This is a genomic window from Streptomyces sp. NPDC025806 (assembly GCF_055558275.1).
Window position 1 is genome coordinate 67,112 of sequence record NZ_JBVHMU010000004.1, and the last position, 14,417, is coordinate 81,528.

A 14,417-nucleotide genomic window follows, 5' to 3' on the forward strand; every position below is an offset into this window, starting at 1 on the left:
TCTGCCGTCCCGCAGGCTGCCGGAGAGTCAGCCCGCGCTCTGCTCTTCGGCCAGGATCCGGTCCAGGGCCTGGTCGAGATCGGCCTCGAAATCGGCCATCGCCTGCTCCTGGCCGAGCGGGACCAGCTTGTCCGTGCGGTCCAGGAACGCGATGATCGGCGCGACCCCGGCCCGGAACAGGGCCTGGTCGCTGCCGACCTGCAGCCGGATGTGGACCTCGCCGGGCAGCTCGTCGGTGTCACGCCCTCCCGCCGGCTCCACGGGGGAGACCCGGACATCGCCGTCGCCGGTCGCCCCGTTGACCCCGTCGACCAGCAGCTCGCGGCCGAACGCCCAGGTCACCGGAGCGTCTCCGGGAAGGTGGAAGGTGAGCCGCACCGCGTACGGATCGGTGGGCTCGTACTTGAGCTCCACCGGGATCCGGAACGAGAGCTCCTCGGAGACGAGGAAGCTCATCATGACCTCTGCCTGAACTGCTTGTACCGACTCGCGCATCGCCTACCCCGTCAACTTGCCGCCGATTGGCCAGGAATGAGCTTCCTGACACTGTTCGCATCTTGCTCAACGTACACAGAGGATCACAAGGAGTGAGTTTTCAGATGCTGATAGAGAAGGCGAGTGTCGCTACGAGTCGCCCGATCTCGTGCTGCAGCCGGCGTGCCACCGGCAGGAGCCGCTCGGCCTGATGAGCTGGGAGGGAGACCGCCAGAGTGGCCGCCGTCGAGCCGATGGTGATGGGAAACGCGGCACAGGCCGTTCCGAGCGCGTACTCCTGTCTTTCGACGAGCGGTTCCATCCGTCCGACCCCGTTCAGCTTGCGCAGCAGTGACTGATCGTCACGAACGGAGTACGGCGTGATGGACCGTGCGGGGTAACGGTCGAGGTGGTCCCGGCGCGCGCGGTCGTCGAGCTGGGAGAGCAGGCACTGCCCGATCGCGTGCGCGTGGCCCGTCTCGCGGAAGTCGGCCCATTCCTCGACGGCCGGGTTGGCCGGAGTGTCGGCGACGTCGACGAGCTCGATCTCACCGTCGCGGTAGACCGCGAAGTAGACGGGGACGCCGATGGTGTCCCGCCAGTGCCGCAGCGCGTCGGTGATCATGCTGCGACGATTCTGCTGGGCCGCCGCGCTGCTGAGGCGCTCGGCCGCCTCACCGAAGACGAAGAGACCCTGCTCCTTGCGGAGATATCCCTCGTGGGCGAGCGTGCGCAGCAGGTGGTAGGCGGTGGGGAGGGCGACGCCGGCCTCCCGGGCGAGCTGCTTGGCCGGGGCCCCGTCCTCGTGCGCCGCGACCGCTTCCAGCAGCCGCATGGCGCGCTGCACGGAGCCGATGAGTGTCTGCGGGGCTGGGGGTGCGGAGTCAGCAGCCGTGGCCAAGGTTCGCTCCCGATGCGTGAGGCCCCCGCATACCCAGGGCTCACGGGGGTGAAGCCGTCGGAATCCGGACTTTAAACCGTGGCCGGCACCGGGCGTAGGCCCGGAACAGAAACTTCCCCCGGTCGTGCGAACCTTCGCGCGACGCGCCGACCGGGGGCCTCGGGTGTGTCCTGCGCCCGGGTCACCAGTCGCTGCGCGACGAGGACCCCGCCATGAACTTCCGTACGACGTAGACGAGTCCACCGACGATCGCGGCGAACACCAGCACCTTGAACAGCAGCCAGACGACGAAGTTGATGATGCTGAAGATCAGCCCGCCGAACACCAGGAGGGCGATGATCGGCACCGCGACCCACTTCACCCACCACGGCATGCTCACGAATATCTCTCGCACGGCCCTCGCTCCTTCGTTCGCGGTCCCCCGACGGGGCTCCTCCGACGTCCTGTACTCGATGCTGACATGCCGAAGAGCCGATCGGGGGCCTCGGATCCCTTGTCCTCCCCTGACCCGACCCTGAGGGAACCCTGGGGTCCGGCATCGGCCGCGCGGCGGGGAGCTCAGCCCTCCGGCGGCGAGAAGACGACCATCACCCGCAGGTCCTCGCTGATGTGGTGGAACTTGTGGGCCACACCGGCCGGGACGTACACGACGCTGCCGCGCCCGACCTGAGTGGTCTCCATGCCGACGGTGATCGAGGCGCGACCGCTGACCACGAGGTAGACCTCGTCCTGCTGGTGCGGCTGCTGCGGGTCGTGCTCCCCCGCGTTCAGCGCGTAGAGGCCGACCGACATGTTCCGCTCGCGCAGAAACTGCAGATACGCGCCGTCGTTGGCGGCCCGCTCCGCCTCCAGTTCGTCCAGCCGGAATGCCTTCATCGCTGCTCGTCCACCCCTGTCCACCCTCGTCAACGCCCTTGTCTGCCACGATCAGACACATGAAGAATTTCGTAGTCAAGACGCTCGCCAACGCGGGGGCCCTCGCCGTCGCCGTCTGGCTGCTCGACAAGATCACGCTCACCGGGGACAGCACCGGCAAGAAGGTCGGCACGCTGCTTCTGGTGGCCCTGATCTTCGGTCTGGTCAACTTCCTCGTGAAGCCCGTCGTGAAGGTGCTCACCTTCCCGCTCTTCATCCTCACCCTGGGCCTGATCACGCTGATCGTGAACGCCCTGATGCTGATGCTGACCTCCTGGCTCGCCGACAAGCTGGACCTCAGCTTCCACGTCGACGGCTTCTGGACCGCGGTCCTCGGCGGCCTGATCATCTCGATCGTCTCGTGGGCGCTGAACGTCGTGCTGCCCGACGACAAGGACTGACGCCCGCCATGACCTTCCGCGTCTGCTTCGTCTGCACGGGCAACATCTGCCGGTCCCCCATGGCCGAGCACGTGTTCCGCTCCCGCGTCCGGGAGGCCGGGCTCGCCGACCTCGTCGAGGTGGGCAGCGCGGGCACGGACGGCTGGCACGAGGGCGACGGCGCCGATCCGCGCACCGTCCACGTCCTCCGGGAGGCCGGCCACGGCTCGGGGCACACCGCCCGTCAGTTCCGGCGCGACTGGTTCGACCGGCTCGACCTGGTCGTCGCCCTCGACGCGGGGCACCTGCGCACGCTGCGCCGGCTGGCCCCGACACCGCAGGACGCGGAGAAGGTGCGGCTCCTGCGCTCCTTCGATCCGTCCGCCGACCCGGACGATCTCGACGTCCCCGACCCGTACTACGGCGACGCGGCCGGTTTCGCGCACTGCCTCAAGCTCGTCGAGGCGGCGAGCGACGGCCTTCTGGACGCCGTACGCGCCCGGCTCAGCGCCTAGCGCCGGGTCCCCGCCACACATGACGGACGGTCCGAGCCTCCCCCCTCGTGGCTCGGACCGTCCCGGTTCTGCGCGCGAAGAACCGCATCAACAAGGCTAGTTGACTCTGTGTCAGTGTCCAATCACGGTAGCGACAGAGACCTATCGACATATTTATAGTGGGGCGCGACCGGGACTCCGGAGGGGAGGGACGCCGTCACCCATGGATCTCGCCCTGCTGCGCACCTTCGTGACCGTCCATCGAGCCGGGTCCTTCACCCGCGCCGCCGCACTGCTCGGGCTCTCGCAGCCCGCCGTGACCTCCCAGATCCGCACCCTGGAGCGCCAGTTGGGGCGCCCGCTGTTCCTCCGGCAGGCCCGCGGCGTGACGCCCACGACCATCGGCGACGAGCTGGCCCACAAGGCGGCCCCGCACCTCGACGCCCTGGTGGAGATCACCGAGGCGGGACTCGACGAGGAGTCCTCCGTACGGACCCTGCACCTCGCGGGGCCACCGGAGTTCACCGCCGAGCGCGCCCTGCCCGCCCTGACCGCACTGACCCGCGACGACGGCCACGGCATCGCACTGCGGGCGAGCTTCGGCACGGCCGAGGAGTCACTCGAGGGGCTCGGCGCCGGGCATCACGATCTGGCCATCACCACCGCCCGGCCGCGCGGCACCCTGCTCACCGCGACCCCGCTCTGCGACGAGGAGCACGTCCTGGTCGCGGCACCGCGATGGGCGGCCCGGATCGGCCCGGGCAAGCTGCACCGGGACGCCGCGCCCTCCCTGGAGAAGTTCCCGGTCGTCGAGGTGCACGAGTCGCTTCCGCTCGTCTCCCGCTACTGGACCGCGGTCTTCGACGCGCGCCCCGCCGTGTCCGGGACGGTCGTCGTCCCCGATCTGCGCGCGGTGCTGGCCTGCGTCGCCTCGGGCGCCGGCCTCGCGGTCGTACCCCGCTATCTGGCCGCACCCGCCCTGGAGAGCGGGGAGCTCGTCGCGCTGCTCGACCCGCCCGTGCCGCCCCTGCGCACGTACTTCCTCGTCGTGCGCACCGGCACACTCGCTCTGCCGCACATCGCGCGGGCGCACGAATGGCTGCTGCGCGCCGCCGTCGACTGGACGTGAGGACGGACGAAGAGGGGCGAGGAGAGACAAGGACGGTGCGGGATGTTTCACGTGGAACCGTCGGGGCCACATTTCTCCCATGACCGTACGACCCGTGGTCAAGCGCACCGCACGCGCCATCCTGCTCGACGGCGACCACCTCATCCTGATCAAGCGGACCAAGCCCGGTATCGACCCGTACTGGGTGACCCCCGGCGGCGGCGTCGAGGCCGAGGACACCACCGTCGTGGACGCCCTGCACCGCGAGGTGCACGAGGAGCTCGGCGCCAAGATCACCGACGTGGTGCCCTGCTTCGTCGACACCGTCGAACACATCGGTGACGACGGCGGCGCCACCGGCGTGAAGGTCCAGCACTTCTTCGTCTGCCGGCTGGAGTCGATGGACCTCGCCCAGCGGCACGGCCCCGAGATCGACGAGCCGTGCGGGGAGTACCAGATCGTCCGGGTGCCGTTCACCCGCGTCGGCATCGCCTCGGTCCATCTCGTCCCGCTCTCCCTGCGCCACTACCTGGACGGCAACATCGAGGGCGTACGCGCGATGCACGCTCCCGATCTGGGCTGATCCGCCCGAGGCGGGCCAGGGGGGACGGCCCCGTACGCCTGAGCCAGTACACGGGGATACTCCCGCTGTCAGACGTGCCCGGGGCCGGTGCGCGGCACCGTGTTTCACGTGAAACTTCCGCGCCGCCCTCGACGGGCACTCCTCGTGGTCCACGTCGCCGCCTCCGCCTCCTGGCTGGGCGTCACGCTCGGGCTGCTCGCGCTGGCCGTCACCGCGACGACCACCGGGGCCGGCCCGTCCGTGGAGGCCTCCGCCCGCGCCATGAAGCTCTTCGCGGACTGGCTAGTGATCCCGCTCGCCCTCCTGACCCTGCTGAGCGGCCTCGTGCTCTCGCTCGGCACGCCGTGGGGCCTGGCCCGGCACCGATGGGTCTACGTCAAGTTCTGGCTCACGCTCGCCACGACCGCCGCATCGGTCTTCGCCCTGCGGCCGGGTGTGAACGACGCCGTCACGACGCTCGCGACAGGCGGGCAGCTGTCCCGCGCGAGCGACCTCCTCGCCGGGCCCATCGTCTCGCTGACCTCGTACGTCTTCATGACGGCCCTCTCGGTGCTCAAGCCCTGGGGCCTGACCCGACGTGGCCGAAAGCACCGGGTCGCCGCCCGCAAAACGGTGGACGGCGGGGTGCCGCATCCGACAGCCTGACCTGCGTGTCGACACCTTCGCTCTCCGACCTGCCCATCCGCCCTCTCACCCCGCGTGATCTCCAGGCCTGCGCCGACCTCTCCGAGGACCGAGGCTGGCCGCGTGAGGAACACAAATGGGGTCTGCTGCTCGCCGCCGGAACCGGCTACGGCATCGACGACCCCGCCGGCGGACTCGTCACCGCCTGCGTCGTGACCGACTACGGACCCCGGGAGCGGCCCGAGCTCAGCGCCATCGGCATGGTCCTCGTCGCGGAGCGCCACGCCCGCAAGGGGGTCGGCCGGCGCCTGATGCGGCACATCGTCGAGTCGGCGGGCACCACGCCACTGACCCTGCACGCGACGCCGTACGGACAGCCGCTCTACGAGGAGCTGGGCTTCAAGGTCACCGGGCGGGCCGAGATGGTGCGCGGGCGGTTCACCCCGTCCCCGGACGGCACGGACTCCCCGGTCCGTACCCGTCCGGCCACCGCCGAGGACCTTCCGGCGATCCTGCGGCTGGACGCCGAGGTCTTCGGCTCCGACCGCACCCACGTCATCACCCGCCTCCCGGCCTTCGCGGACCAGCTGCGCGTCGCCGAGGACGGCACCGGGATCACCGGCTACGCAGCCGCCTGGCCCAACATGGACACCCATGTCGTCGGCCCGCTGGTCGCCCGCGACACCGAGACCGCGAAGGCCCTGGTCGCCTCGCTCGCGGAGGGCACCGACCGGCCGCTGCGCACCGACATCGACGTACGCCACGAGGAGCTGCTCGCCTGGCTGAAGGAGCGCGGCCTCGAAGGCGTCTCCATGAACGCGGTGATGAACTTCGCCGCGCCGGACCTCCCCGGTGACTGGACCCGCCGCTTCGCCCCGCTGACGGTGGCCGCCGGCTGAACCAACGCGGCCGGACCGGATCCGCCCCCGAGCACCGTGTGACCGTGGCTGCTCGGGGGCGGATCCGTGCGCGTGAGCCGGGGCGGCGCGAGGGCCGACTGTGGACGCCACTCCTGATTACTTGCAGACGCTGGCAATTTCACGTCATCGACTACCCTGGTGTGCAGCCACTCCGGAACGGAGGATCCACCCGACATGACCGCCACAGACCCCGCACTCACCGCCCTCGCTCAGGGCTGGTGCGCCCTCTCCCTGCTCCACGGGAGGATCGAGGCCCACATCGAGCGCGCCCTGCAGTCCCGCCACGACCTGAGCGTGCGCGAGTACTCCCTGCTGGACGTCCTCAGCCGCCAGCACGACGGAGAGGGCGGCCACCTCCAGATGAAGCAGGTCGCCGACGCCGTCGTCCTCAGCCAGAGCGCCACCACCCGCCTCGTCACCCGCCTCGAGGACCGCGGCCTGCTCATGCGCTACCTGTGCCCCACCGACCGGCGCGGCATCTACACCAACGTCTCCGACCAGGGACTCCAGCTCCTCGCCGAAGCCCGCCCCACCAACGAGGCCGCCCTGCGCGAAGCCCTCGACGCCGCGGCCGAGAACCCCGAGCTCGCTCCGCTCGTCCGGGCCGTCGAGGGACTCCGCACGCCTGTGTAGAAAAGGGCGTGAGGCACCGCTGCCGTCCGCCTAGGCTGCGGCCCATGGAAGAAGATCTTGAGATCAGGCCGGCCGTGGCCCAGGACGTCCCAGAGATCGTCGCGATGCTGGCGGACGATCCGCTGGGAGCCACGCGCGAGTCACCGGACGACCTCACGCCGTACCTCACCGCGCTCGCCCGCCTCACCGACGACCCGAACCAGCACGTCGTCGTCGCCGTGCGCGGCGAGCGCGTCGTCGGCACCCTGCAGCTCACCGTCATCCCCGGACTCTCCCGCAAAGGCTCCACGCGCTCGATCATCGAGGGCGTGCGCGTGCACGGCGACGAGCGCGGCAGCGGTCTGGGGACACGGCTCATCACCTGGGCCGTCGAGGAATCCCGGCGCCAGGACTGCCAGTTGGTCCAGCTGACCTCCGACGTGACCCGCGCCGACGCCCATCGCTTCTACGAGCGCCTCGGCTTCGTGGCCTCGCACGTGGGTTTCAAGCTCCAGCTCTGAGGCGCCGCCTGTTTCACGTGAAACAGGCGGCCGCTCCTCATCGAGCTCACCGCGGAAGACCGCGCCAGCCCTCCGGGTCCACGCCGCCGGGCACCGGCGCGTCCGTGTCGTACGGCGCGCGCGTGAACATGAACGAACCGAGGTCGAGATGGCTCACCGAGCCGTCCGGCCGCCGTACGGCCCGCAGGACCTCTCCGGCGTAGTAGCCGTCGAGCCCGGTCCAGCTGCCGTCGCCGTTCGTGCGGAAGCGGGAGCTGCGTCCGCCGCCGGCCACGGGGCCCAGTGTGACTCCGTCGCCGTCGGTGAGGCGGAGCGCCACCACCTGGGTGCCCCAGTACCAGGGCCCGGCCAACTCCAGGACAGAGGAGTCCACTTCGGGGAGGGGCCGCCAGGGCTCGGGGATCCTCGGTTCGGCGTCGGCCACGATCGCGAGGAGTTCCGCGGCGACGGACGCCGCGGGCACGCCCGACGTGCAGTTGGCCAGCGCGACGGCGGCGAGCCCCTCCTCCTCGCAGAACCAGAGCCCGGCGACGAATCCGGGCAGTGACCCGCTGTGCCCCACGAGCGTGCGCCCGTCGCGGCGCGCCACCTGCACACCGAGGCCGTAGGAGGCGCCCCAGTCGCCGGGCAGCGTGGGGGCGGCCGGCGCCCGCATCTCGCGCAGCGAGTCCGCCCCGAGCACGCGCTCGTCCCCGGCCACGAGGAACGCGGCGAAGACCGCCAGGTCCCGGGTGGTCGACCACAGTTGCCCCGCCGGTGCCATCAGGCCCAGATCCTGGCTGGGCTCGGGCAGCAGCACATCCGCGTACGGGTGCACGGCCCATCCCCCGGCGTGCGGGGCCTGCGGATCGGCGCTGGTGCGGGTCAGACCGAGCGGTTCGAGGACCTCCCGCCGGAGGACCTCGGCCCAGGGCGCCCCACGCAGCTTCTCGACCAGCGAACCCAGGAGCGTGTAACCGGGGTTGGAGTAGTGGTGGCGGCGGCCCGCCGGGTGCCGGAACGGCTGCTCGCCGAGGACCTCCGCCAGCGTCGGCCGGAGCTCGGCCGACGACCGCTCCCACCATTCGCCCGGCGTCTCGGCGGCCAACCCGCCGGTGTGTGCGAGGAGTTCGGCGACGGTCACCTCGCCCGCGCCGGTCCCCGGCAGATGCTTCTCCAGCGGGTCGCCCAGATCGAGAAGACCCTCGTCACGCAGCCGCAGCACGAGCACGGCGGTGAACGTCTTGGTGATCGAGCCGATCCTGTACTGCACGTTCTCGTCCGGGCCGTGGCCGTCCACGGAGGTGCGCGACCCCGTCCACACCAGGGCGCCGTCCCGGGCGACCGCGGCGACGAGCGACGGGGCGCGCCCCTCGCTCTGGGCCACGGCGATGCGGTGCAGGAGCGCGCGCCGCGTGGCGGGCAGGAGTTCTTCCGGGGTTGCCTGGGGTACCGGGGACACCGGCGATGTCGTCATCGCCCCAGTTCATCGTGCGCACGCGCGCCCGTCGAGCCGATTACCGCCCGGCCCGTGCGGCCGATCGGCCGCGCGTCACCGCGCGATCCGCGCGATCCGGGCGGCGATGCCGTCGAGCAGGCAGTCGAGGCCGATCCGGAAGGTGGCGTCGGCGTCCAGATGGGCGGCGTCGTGCACCACGGTGGCCAGCGCGGGGAACCGGCCGGTGGCGAAGCTCCGTTCCAGGTAAGGCCCGAGCGAGGCCTGCCACTTCTTCTCGTCCATCCCGGTGGACCGCTCGGCACGCCGGTCGGCGATCTCCCGGCGCACCGCCCCGATCACATACGCGTTGACCGCGGCGACCAGCGGCATGACGGCGTCCAGGTCGACCTCGCCCAGGGCCGCGACCACGCTCTCGCCGGTGGCCAGCGCGTGCGGCCCGAGCTGGGGCCGGCCGCCCAGGAGATCGGCGAGCCATTCGTGCTGGTGAACGGCGTGCCGGGTGGATTCGGCCAGGGACCGGAGCACCTCCCGCCAGCCGTCTCCGTCCGGCCGGATCTCGGCGTGGGCGGCGTCGACCATCAGGTCGAGCAGCTCGTCCTTGCTGTCGATGTAGCCGTACAGCCGCATCGGGCGGACGTCGAGCACGGTGGCGACCTTGCGCAGCGACACCGCGTCCAGGCCGTCCGCGTCGGCCAGCCGGATCGCCGCTCGCACGATCCGTTCCCTGCTCAACGGGGCCGGGACCGGTCGTTCCGGCGGCTCCGGCCTCTCCCACACCAACATGCCGCTCACCATACAACGCATGGGGCGATACAGTGTATCGGCAGATACGGTGTATCACTGAAGGGGAGACGACCATGACCATCACGATCGTCGGAGCCGGCCTGGGCGGCCTGACCCTCGCCCGGGTCCTCCAGGTGAACGGCATCGAGGCCGTCGTCTACGAGCGGGAGACGTCCCGCCACGCGCGCGGCCAGGGCGGCATGCTCGACATCCACTCCGGACAGCGGGCGCTGCGCGAGGCGGGCCTCATGGACGGGTTCCACAAGATCGCCCGTGCCGAGGGGCAGGACATGCGCCTGCTCGAACCGGACGGCACCCTGCTCCTCCAGGAGGACACCCCCGACGACGCCCCGCTCGCCCGGCCCGAGGTGGACCGCGCCGATCTGCGCGATCTGCTGCTGGACTCCCTGCCCGAGGGCACGGTGCGCTGGGGACACGCGTTCACGTCCGCCGACGACGGCCTGCTGCGTTTCGCAGACGGCTCCAGTGCCCCGTACGACCTGCTGATCGGCGCGGACGGCGCCCACTCACGGGTCCGCCCGCTGCTCACCACCGCCCGGCCGGCGCACATCGGTCAGAACGTCGTGGAGATCGGCATCCCCGACATCGACCGCACGCACCCCGAGCTCGCGGCGATGGTCGGACGCGGCACCTACTGGGTGCTCGGCGACCGAAAGTCCCTGGCGGCGCAGCGCAACGGCGACGGTCGCGTGCGCATCGGCCTCAGCTTCTACGGCACCCCCGAGGACTGGTTCGCCACCAGCGGGATACCGCTCGACGACCCGGCGGCGGCCCGGGCGCGGCTGATCGAGCTGCTCCCCGGCTGGGACGCGCGGTTCACCGCGCTGATCGAGGCCTGCGACGACACGGTCGTGCCCCGGTCGGTCTTCACGCTGCCGGTCGGCCTGACCTGGCCGTCGGCGCCCGACGTCACGCTGGTCGGCGACGCCGCGCACCTGATGCCGCCGGTGGGCGAGGGCGCCAACATGGCACTGCTCGACGGCGCCAGGCTCGGCCTCGCGCTGGCCGCGCACCCGGGCGACTTCGCCGCGGCGGTCAGCGTGTACGAGCGCGAGATGTTCGAGCGGACCGGCGCCGCCGCCCGGATGTCCACGGACCTCCAGAACATGCTGATGGCGCCGGACGCCGCCCAGAAGATGCTCGCGTTCTTCCAGCCCGGCTGACTCCGGCCCGGCTGGATCCGGCCCCGGCTGAGCGGCCGCCCTGGATCAGGTCTGCGCCATGTCCACGAAGCGGGAGTAGTGGCCCTGGAAGGCCACGGTGATCGTGGCCGTCGGACCGTTACGGTGCTTGCCGACGATGATGTCCGCCTCGCCGGCGCGCGGGGACTCCTTCTCGTAGGCGTCCTCACGGTGCAGCAGGATGACCATGTCCGCGTCCTGCTCGATGGAGCCGGACTCACGCAGGTCGGACACCATCGGCTTCTTGTCCGTGCGCTGTTCGGGACCACGGTTCAGCTGCGAGAGCGCGATGACCGGGACCTCGAGCTCCTTGGCGAGCAGCTTCAGGTTTCGCGACATGTCCGAGACCTCCTGCTGACGGCTCTCGGAACGCTTGGAACCACCGGCCTGCATCAGCTGGAGATAGTCAATGATCACGAGCTTGATGTCGTTGCGCTGCTTGAGGCGGCGGCACTTGGCGCGGATCTCCATCATCGACAGGTTCGGCGAGTCGTCGATGTAGAGCGGAGCGGCCGAGACCTCGGGCATCCGGCGCGCGAGGCGCGTCCAGTCCTCGTCCGTCATCGTGCCGGAGCGCATGTGGTGCAGGGCCACCCGCGCCTCAGCCGACAGCAGACGCATCGCGATCTCGTTGCGCCCCATTTCGAGGGAGAAGATGACGCTCGGCAGGTTGTGCTTGATGGACGCCGCGCGGGCGAAGTCCAGGGCGAGCGTCGACTTGCCCATCGCGGGGCGGGCCGCGATGACGATCATCTGGCCGGGGTGCAGGCCGTTGGTCAGCGAGTCGAAGTCGGTGAACCCGGTCGGCACACCGGTCATCTCGCCGCTGCGCGAACCGATCGCCTCGATCTCGTCGAGCGCGCCCTCCATGATGTCGCCGAGCGGGAGGTAGTCCTCACTGGTGCGCTGCTCGGTGACCGCGTAGATCTCGGCCTGCGCCTTGTTGACGATCTCGTCGACCTCGTCGTCGGCCGCGTATCCCATCTGCGTGATGCGCGTGCCCGCCTCGACCAGACGGCGCAGGACCGCTCGCTCGTGGACGATCTCCGCGTAGTACTCGGCGTTCGCCGCCGTCGGCACCGTCTGGACGAGGGTGTGCAGATAGGAGGCGCCACCCACCTTGTTGATCTCGCCGCGCTTGGTGAGCTCGGCGGCGATGGTGATCGGGTCGGCCGGCTCGCCCTTGGCGTAGACATCGAGAATCGCCTGAAAGATCGTTTCGTGGGCGGGTTTGTAGAAGTCCGCCGCCTTGATGACCTCGACGACGTCGGCGATCGCGTCCTTCGACAGGAGCATGCCGCCGAGCACGGACTGCTCGGCGTCCAGGTCCTGCGGCGGAACGCGCTCGAAGGTGGCCGGACCCTCGTCCCAGCCACCCTCTTCCCGGCCTCGCTCGTGCTGGTCTCCCGGACCTCGCCCGCCGTCCCGCCGACGGCGGGTGGGGGGCAGACGATCACTCGGACCGCTGTCGGCCCAGGGGTCGTCCAATGGCTCGGAGATACTCACCGGGCCACCTCCTCCCGTCCGCCGAGCGGACCTCGCCGTGCCTCTCATTCCTACGGCACGACACTGACAAAACAGGGGCCCGATTCCGCTTCTGACGCGTCGGATCCGCGAGGTTTCCGCGGTGTCAGGACACGGTGGGCGCCGCACCACGGTAGGCGCGCGGGCACCGTCAGCCAATCTGGTTATCCACAGGCGGTGTGGACGACGGGCCTCTCGCTGTGGACAACTGGGGAAAACCTGTGCACGACACGGTGGACAGCCCTGTGAACAAGCCCTCAGGCCTTTCTGCACACAGTCGCTGACCTGCTCTTTTACCGTCCACCGGCTGTGCAGAAGAAAAACTTCCCCGGTCGGCGCAAGATCTCTGTGGATACCACCGCGCGACACGCGGAAGACCTCCACAAGTAAGGGTCTCAAGGCAATTGCATCTCTTACCTGTGGAAGATTAGATTGGTGCCCATGACACAGGCTCCCGCGACACCCAAGGCCGCCCGGCGCCGGCACGACCGCGAGATCGTCGCCCTGGCCGTCCCGGCCTTCGGCGCACTCGTCGCGGAGCCGCTCTTCCTCATGGCCGACAGCGCCATCGTCGGCCATCTCGGCACGTCCCAGCTCGCCGGCCTCGCCGTCGCCTCGGCCCTGCTGACGACCGCCGTCAGCGTCTTCGTCTTCCTCGCCTACGCGACCACCGCCGCGGTCGCCCGCCGGGTCGGCGCCGGTGATCTGCGCGCCGCGATCCAGCAGGGCATGGACGGCATCTGGCTCGCCCTGATCCTCGGGGCCGCGGTCATCGCCGTCGTCCTGCCGACCGCTCCCGCTCTGATCGACCTCTTCGGCGCCTCCGACACCGCCGCGCCCTACGCGGTCACCTATCTGCGGATCTCCGCCCTCGGCATCCCCGCGATGCTCATCGTCCTCGCCGCCACCGGCGTCCTGCGCGGCCTGCAGAACACCAAAACCCCGCTCTACGTCGCCGTCGCCGGCTTCATCGCCAACGGCGCGCTCAACGCGGGCCTGGTCTACGGCGCGGACCTCGGCATCGCCGGCTCCGCCTGGGGCACCGTCATCGCCCAGATCGGCATGGCCGTCGTCTACCTCGTCGTGGTCGTCCGGGGAGCCCGGCGCCACGGCGCCTCGCTCCGCCCGGACGCGGCCGGCATCCGAGCCTGCGCCCAGGCCGGCGCGCCGCTCCTGGTCCGCACGCTCTCGCTGCGCGCGATCCTGATGATCGCCACCGCGGTCGCGGCCCGGCTCGGCGACGCCGACGTGGCGGCCCACCAGATCATCCTGTCGCTGTGGAGCCTGCTGGCCTTCGCCCTCGACGCCATCGCCATCGCGGGCCAGGCCATCATCGGGCGATACCTCGGCGCCGACGACGCCCAGGGCGCCCGCGACGTGTGCCGCCGCATGGTCCAGTGGGGCATCGCGTCCGGCGTGGTCCTCGGTGTCCTGGTGATCCTCACGCGCCCGCTCTTCGTGCCGCTGTTCACCAGTGACCCGGTCGTGCAGGACGCCGCCCTGCCCGCCCTCGTCGTCGTGGCCCTGTCCCAGCCGATCTGCGGCATCGTCTTCGTGCTCGACGGTGTCCTCATGGGCGCGGGCGACGGCCCCTACCTGGCCTGGGCCATGCTGATCACCCTGGCCGTCTTCACCCCGGTCGCCCTGTTGGTACCGGTCCTCGGTGGCGGCCTCACCGCCCTCTGGGGTGCGATGACCCTGATGATGGCGGTACGGATGGCAACCCTCTGGATGCGCTACCGCTCCGGCCGCTGGGCCATCACCGGCGCGACCCGCTGACCGTCCGATACGGCCGCAAGCGCGCCATGGGGCACCGTTTCACGTGAAACACCGCGCCGGGGCCGTGAAACCCCGGGTGCGCCATTGCCCTGATCCCACCCCGGCAAGCATGTGGGGCCGCACCCCGGAGGGTGCGGCCCCACATTCGCTTCAGCGCTG

The 14,417-nt window shown here is 70.7% G+C and carries 17 protein-coding genes; 10 read left to right on the top strand and 7 right to left on the bottom strand.

The features are described 5' to 3' along the window. Positions 1-27: 27 nt before the first annotated feature. From ACZ4E1_RS10295 to ACZ4E1_RS10310, 4 genes are all read right to left on the bottom strand, one after another. Positions 28-495: an SsgA family sporulation/cell division regulator gene (locus ACZ4E1_RS10295; protein ID WP_188337927.1), complete on the bottom strand. Its 468-nt coding sequence runs from the start codon at positions 493-495 to the stop codon at positions 28-30. Between the two features lie 100 nt (positions 496-595). Beyond that, complete coding sequence (locus tag ACZ4E1_RS10300) at positions 596-1,321, bottom strand: IclR family transcriptional regulator (RefSeq protein ID WP_399124813.1); 726 nt, start codon at positions 1,319-1,321, stop codon at positions 596-598. Positions 1,322-1,556: 235 nt separating this feature from the next. Continuing rightward, entirely contained in the window at positions 1,557-1,769 is a 213-nt protein-coding gene (locus ACZ4E1_RS10305) for a DUF5326 family protein (RefSeq protein WP_467537741.1), read from the bottom strand. Between the two features lie 164 nt (positions 1,770-1,933). Next, a complete protein-coding gene (locus ACZ4E1_RS10310; RefSeq protein WP_188337929.1) occupies positions 1,934-2,251 on the bottom strand; it encodes a cupin domain-containing protein in 318 nt (105 codons plus the stop codon). A 59-nt stretch (positions 2,252-2,310) separates the two neighbouring features. Here ACZ4E1_RS10310 and ACZ4E1_RS10315 point away from each other — a divergent pair, with 59 nt between their 5' ends. From ACZ4E1_RS10315 to ACZ4E1_RS10350, 8 genes are all read left to right on the top strand, one after another. Then, complete coding sequence (locus ACZ4E1_RS10315) at positions 2,311-2,691, top strand: phage holin family protein (RefSeq protein WP_188337930.1); 381 nt, start codon at positions 2,311-2,313, stop codon at positions 2,689-2,691. 8 nt (positions 2,692-2,699) lie between these two features. Next, positions 2,700-3,185: a low molecular weight protein-tyrosine-phosphatase gene (locus tag ACZ4E1_RS10320; RefSeq protein ID WP_467537743.1), complete on the top strand. Its 486-nt coding sequence runs from the start codon at positions 2,700-2,702 to the stop codon at positions 3,183-3,185. Positions 3,186-3,387: 202 nt separating this feature from the next. Continuing rightward, a complete protein-coding gene (locus tag ACZ4E1_RS10325) occupies positions 3,388-4,293 on the top strand; it encodes a LysR family transcriptional regulator (protein ID WP_467537744.1) in 906 nt (301 codons plus the stop codon). A gap of 79 nt (positions 4,294-4,372) precedes the next feature. After that, a complete protein-coding gene (locus tag ACZ4E1_RS10330; RefSeq protein WP_467537746.1) occupies positions 4,373-4,855 on the top strand; it encodes an NUDIX domain-containing protein in 483 nt (160 codons plus the stop codon). Positions 4,856-4,963: 108 nt separating this feature from the next. Beyond that, on the top strand, positions 4,964-5,500 hold the full coding sequence (locus ACZ4E1_RS10335; protein WP_467537748.1) for a DUF2269 domain-containing protein: 537 nt from the start codon (positions 4,964-4,966) through the stop codon (positions 5,498-5,500). Between the two features lie 5 nt (positions 5,501-5,505). Further along, positions 5,506-6,378 (top strand): GNAT family N-acetyltransferase, encoded by an 873-nt coding sequence (locus tag ACZ4E1_RS10340; protein ID WP_467537749.1) that lies wholly within the window; start codon positions 5,506-5,508, stop codon positions 6,376-6,378. 195 nt (positions 6,379-6,573) lie between these two features. Next, on the top strand, positions 6,574-7,032 hold the full coding sequence (locus ACZ4E1_RS10345; protein ID WP_467537751.1) for a MarR family winged helix-turn-helix transcriptional regulator: 459 nt from the start codon (positions 6,574-6,576) through the stop codon (positions 7,030-7,032). A 44-nt stretch (positions 7,033-7,076) separates the two neighbouring features. Beyond that, positions 7,077-7,532 (top strand): GNAT family N-acetyltransferase, encoded by a 456-nt coding sequence (locus ACZ4E1_RS10350; protein ID WP_467537753.1) that lies wholly within the window; start codon positions 7,077-7,079, stop codon positions 7,530-7,532. 46 nt (positions 7,533-7,578) lie between these two features. On the opposite strand, the gene ACZ4E1_RS10355 is transcribed toward ACZ4E1_RS10350, so the two are convergent. Together ACZ4E1_RS10355 and ACZ4E1_RS10360 are read right to left on the bottom strand one after the other, a co-directional pair. Further along, complete coding sequence (locus ACZ4E1_RS10355) at positions 7,579-8,988, bottom strand: serine hydrolase domain-containing protein (protein WP_467537755.1); 1,410 nt, start codon at positions 8,986-8,988, stop codon at positions 7,579-7,581. A 75-nt stretch (positions 8,989-9,063) separates the two neighbouring features. After that, on the bottom strand, positions 9,064-9,753 hold the full coding sequence (locus ACZ4E1_RS10360) for a TetR/AcrR family transcriptional regulator (RefSeq protein WP_467537757.1): 690 nt from the start codon (positions 9,751-9,753) through the stop codon (positions 9,064-9,066). 74 nt (positions 9,754-9,827) lie between these two features. Here ACZ4E1_RS10360 and ACZ4E1_RS10365 point away from each other — a divergent pair, with 74 nt between their 5' ends. Then, complete coding sequence (locus ACZ4E1_RS10365) at positions 9,828-10,937, top strand: FAD-dependent oxidoreductase (RefSeq protein ID WP_467537758.1); 1,110 nt, start codon at positions 9,828-9,830, stop codon at positions 10,935-10,937. Positions 10,938-10,982: 45 nt separating this feature from the next. Here ACZ4E1_RS10365 and dnaB read toward each other — a convergent pair whose 3' ends face one another. After that, positions 10,983-12,461 (bottom strand): replicative DNA helicase, encoded by a 1,479-nt coding sequence (gene dnaB, locus ACZ4E1_RS10370; RefSeq protein WP_467537759.1) that lies wholly within the window; start codon positions 12,459-12,461, stop codon positions 10,983-10,985. A gap of 450 nt (positions 12,462-12,911) precedes the next feature. Here dnaB and ACZ4E1_RS10375 point away from each other — a divergent pair, with 450 nt between their 5' ends. After that, positions 12,912-14,258 carry an MATE family efflux transporter gene (locus tag ACZ4E1_RS10375; RefSeq protein ID WP_467537761.1) on the top strand — a complete coding sequence of 449 codons (1,347 nt, stop codon included), beginning with the start codon at positions 12,912-12,914 and terminating at the stop codon, positions 14,256-14,258. The last annotated feature ends 159 nt before the right edge of the window (positions 14,259-14,417 follow it).

What these genes read in the sequence shown, in the direction of transcription:
- ACZ4E1_RS10295 (WP_188337927.1), bottom strand. Translation starts at nt 495, where the DNA reads ATGCGCGAGTCGGTACAAGCAGTTCAGGCAGAGGTCATGATGAGCTTC.
- ACZ4E1_RS10310 (WP_188337929.1), bottom strand. Translation starts at nt 2,251, where the DNA reads ATGAAGGCATTCCGGCTGGACGAACTGGAGGCGGAGCGGGCCGCCAAC.
- ACZ4E1_RS10315 (WP_188337930.1), top strand. Translation starts at nt 2,311, where the DNA reads ATGAAGAATTTCGTAGTCAAGACGCTCGCCAACGCGGGGGCCCTCGCC.
- ACZ4E1_RS10320 (WP_467537743.1), top strand. Translation starts at nt 2,700, where the DNA reads ATGACCTTCCGCGTCTGCTTCGTCTGCACGGGCAACATCTGCCGGTCC.
- ACZ4E1_RS10325 (WP_467537744.1), top strand. Translation starts at nt 3,388, where the DNA reads ATGGATCTCGCCCTGCTGCGCACCTTCGTGACCGTCCATCGAGCCGGG.
- ACZ4E1_RS10330 (WP_467537746.1), top strand. Translation starts at nt 4,373, where the DNA reads ATGACCGTACGACCCGTGGTCAAGCGCACCGCACGCGCCATCCTGCTC.
- ACZ4E1_RS10345 (WP_467537751.1), top strand. Translation starts at nt 6,574, where the DNA reads ATGACCGCCACAGACCCCGCACTCACCGCCCTCGCTCAGGGCTGGTGC.
- ACZ4E1_RS10350 (WP_467537753.1), top strand. Translation starts at nt 7,077, where the DNA reads ATGGAAGAAGATCTTGAGATCAGGCCGGCCGTGGCCCAGGACGTCCCA.
- ACZ4E1_RS10355 (WP_467537755.1), bottom strand. Translation starts at nt 8,988, where the DNA reads ATGACGACATCGCCGGTGTCCCCGGTACCCCAGGCAACCCCGGAAGAA.
- ACZ4E1_RS10360 (WP_467537757.1), bottom strand. Translation starts at nt 9,753, where the DNA reads ATGTTGGTGTGGGAGAGGCCGGAGCCGCCGGAACGACCGGTCCCGGCC.
- ACZ4E1_RS10365 (WP_467537758.1), top strand. Translation starts at nt 9,828, where the DNA reads ATGACCATCACGATCGTCGGAGCCGGCCTGGGCGGCCTGACCCTCGCC.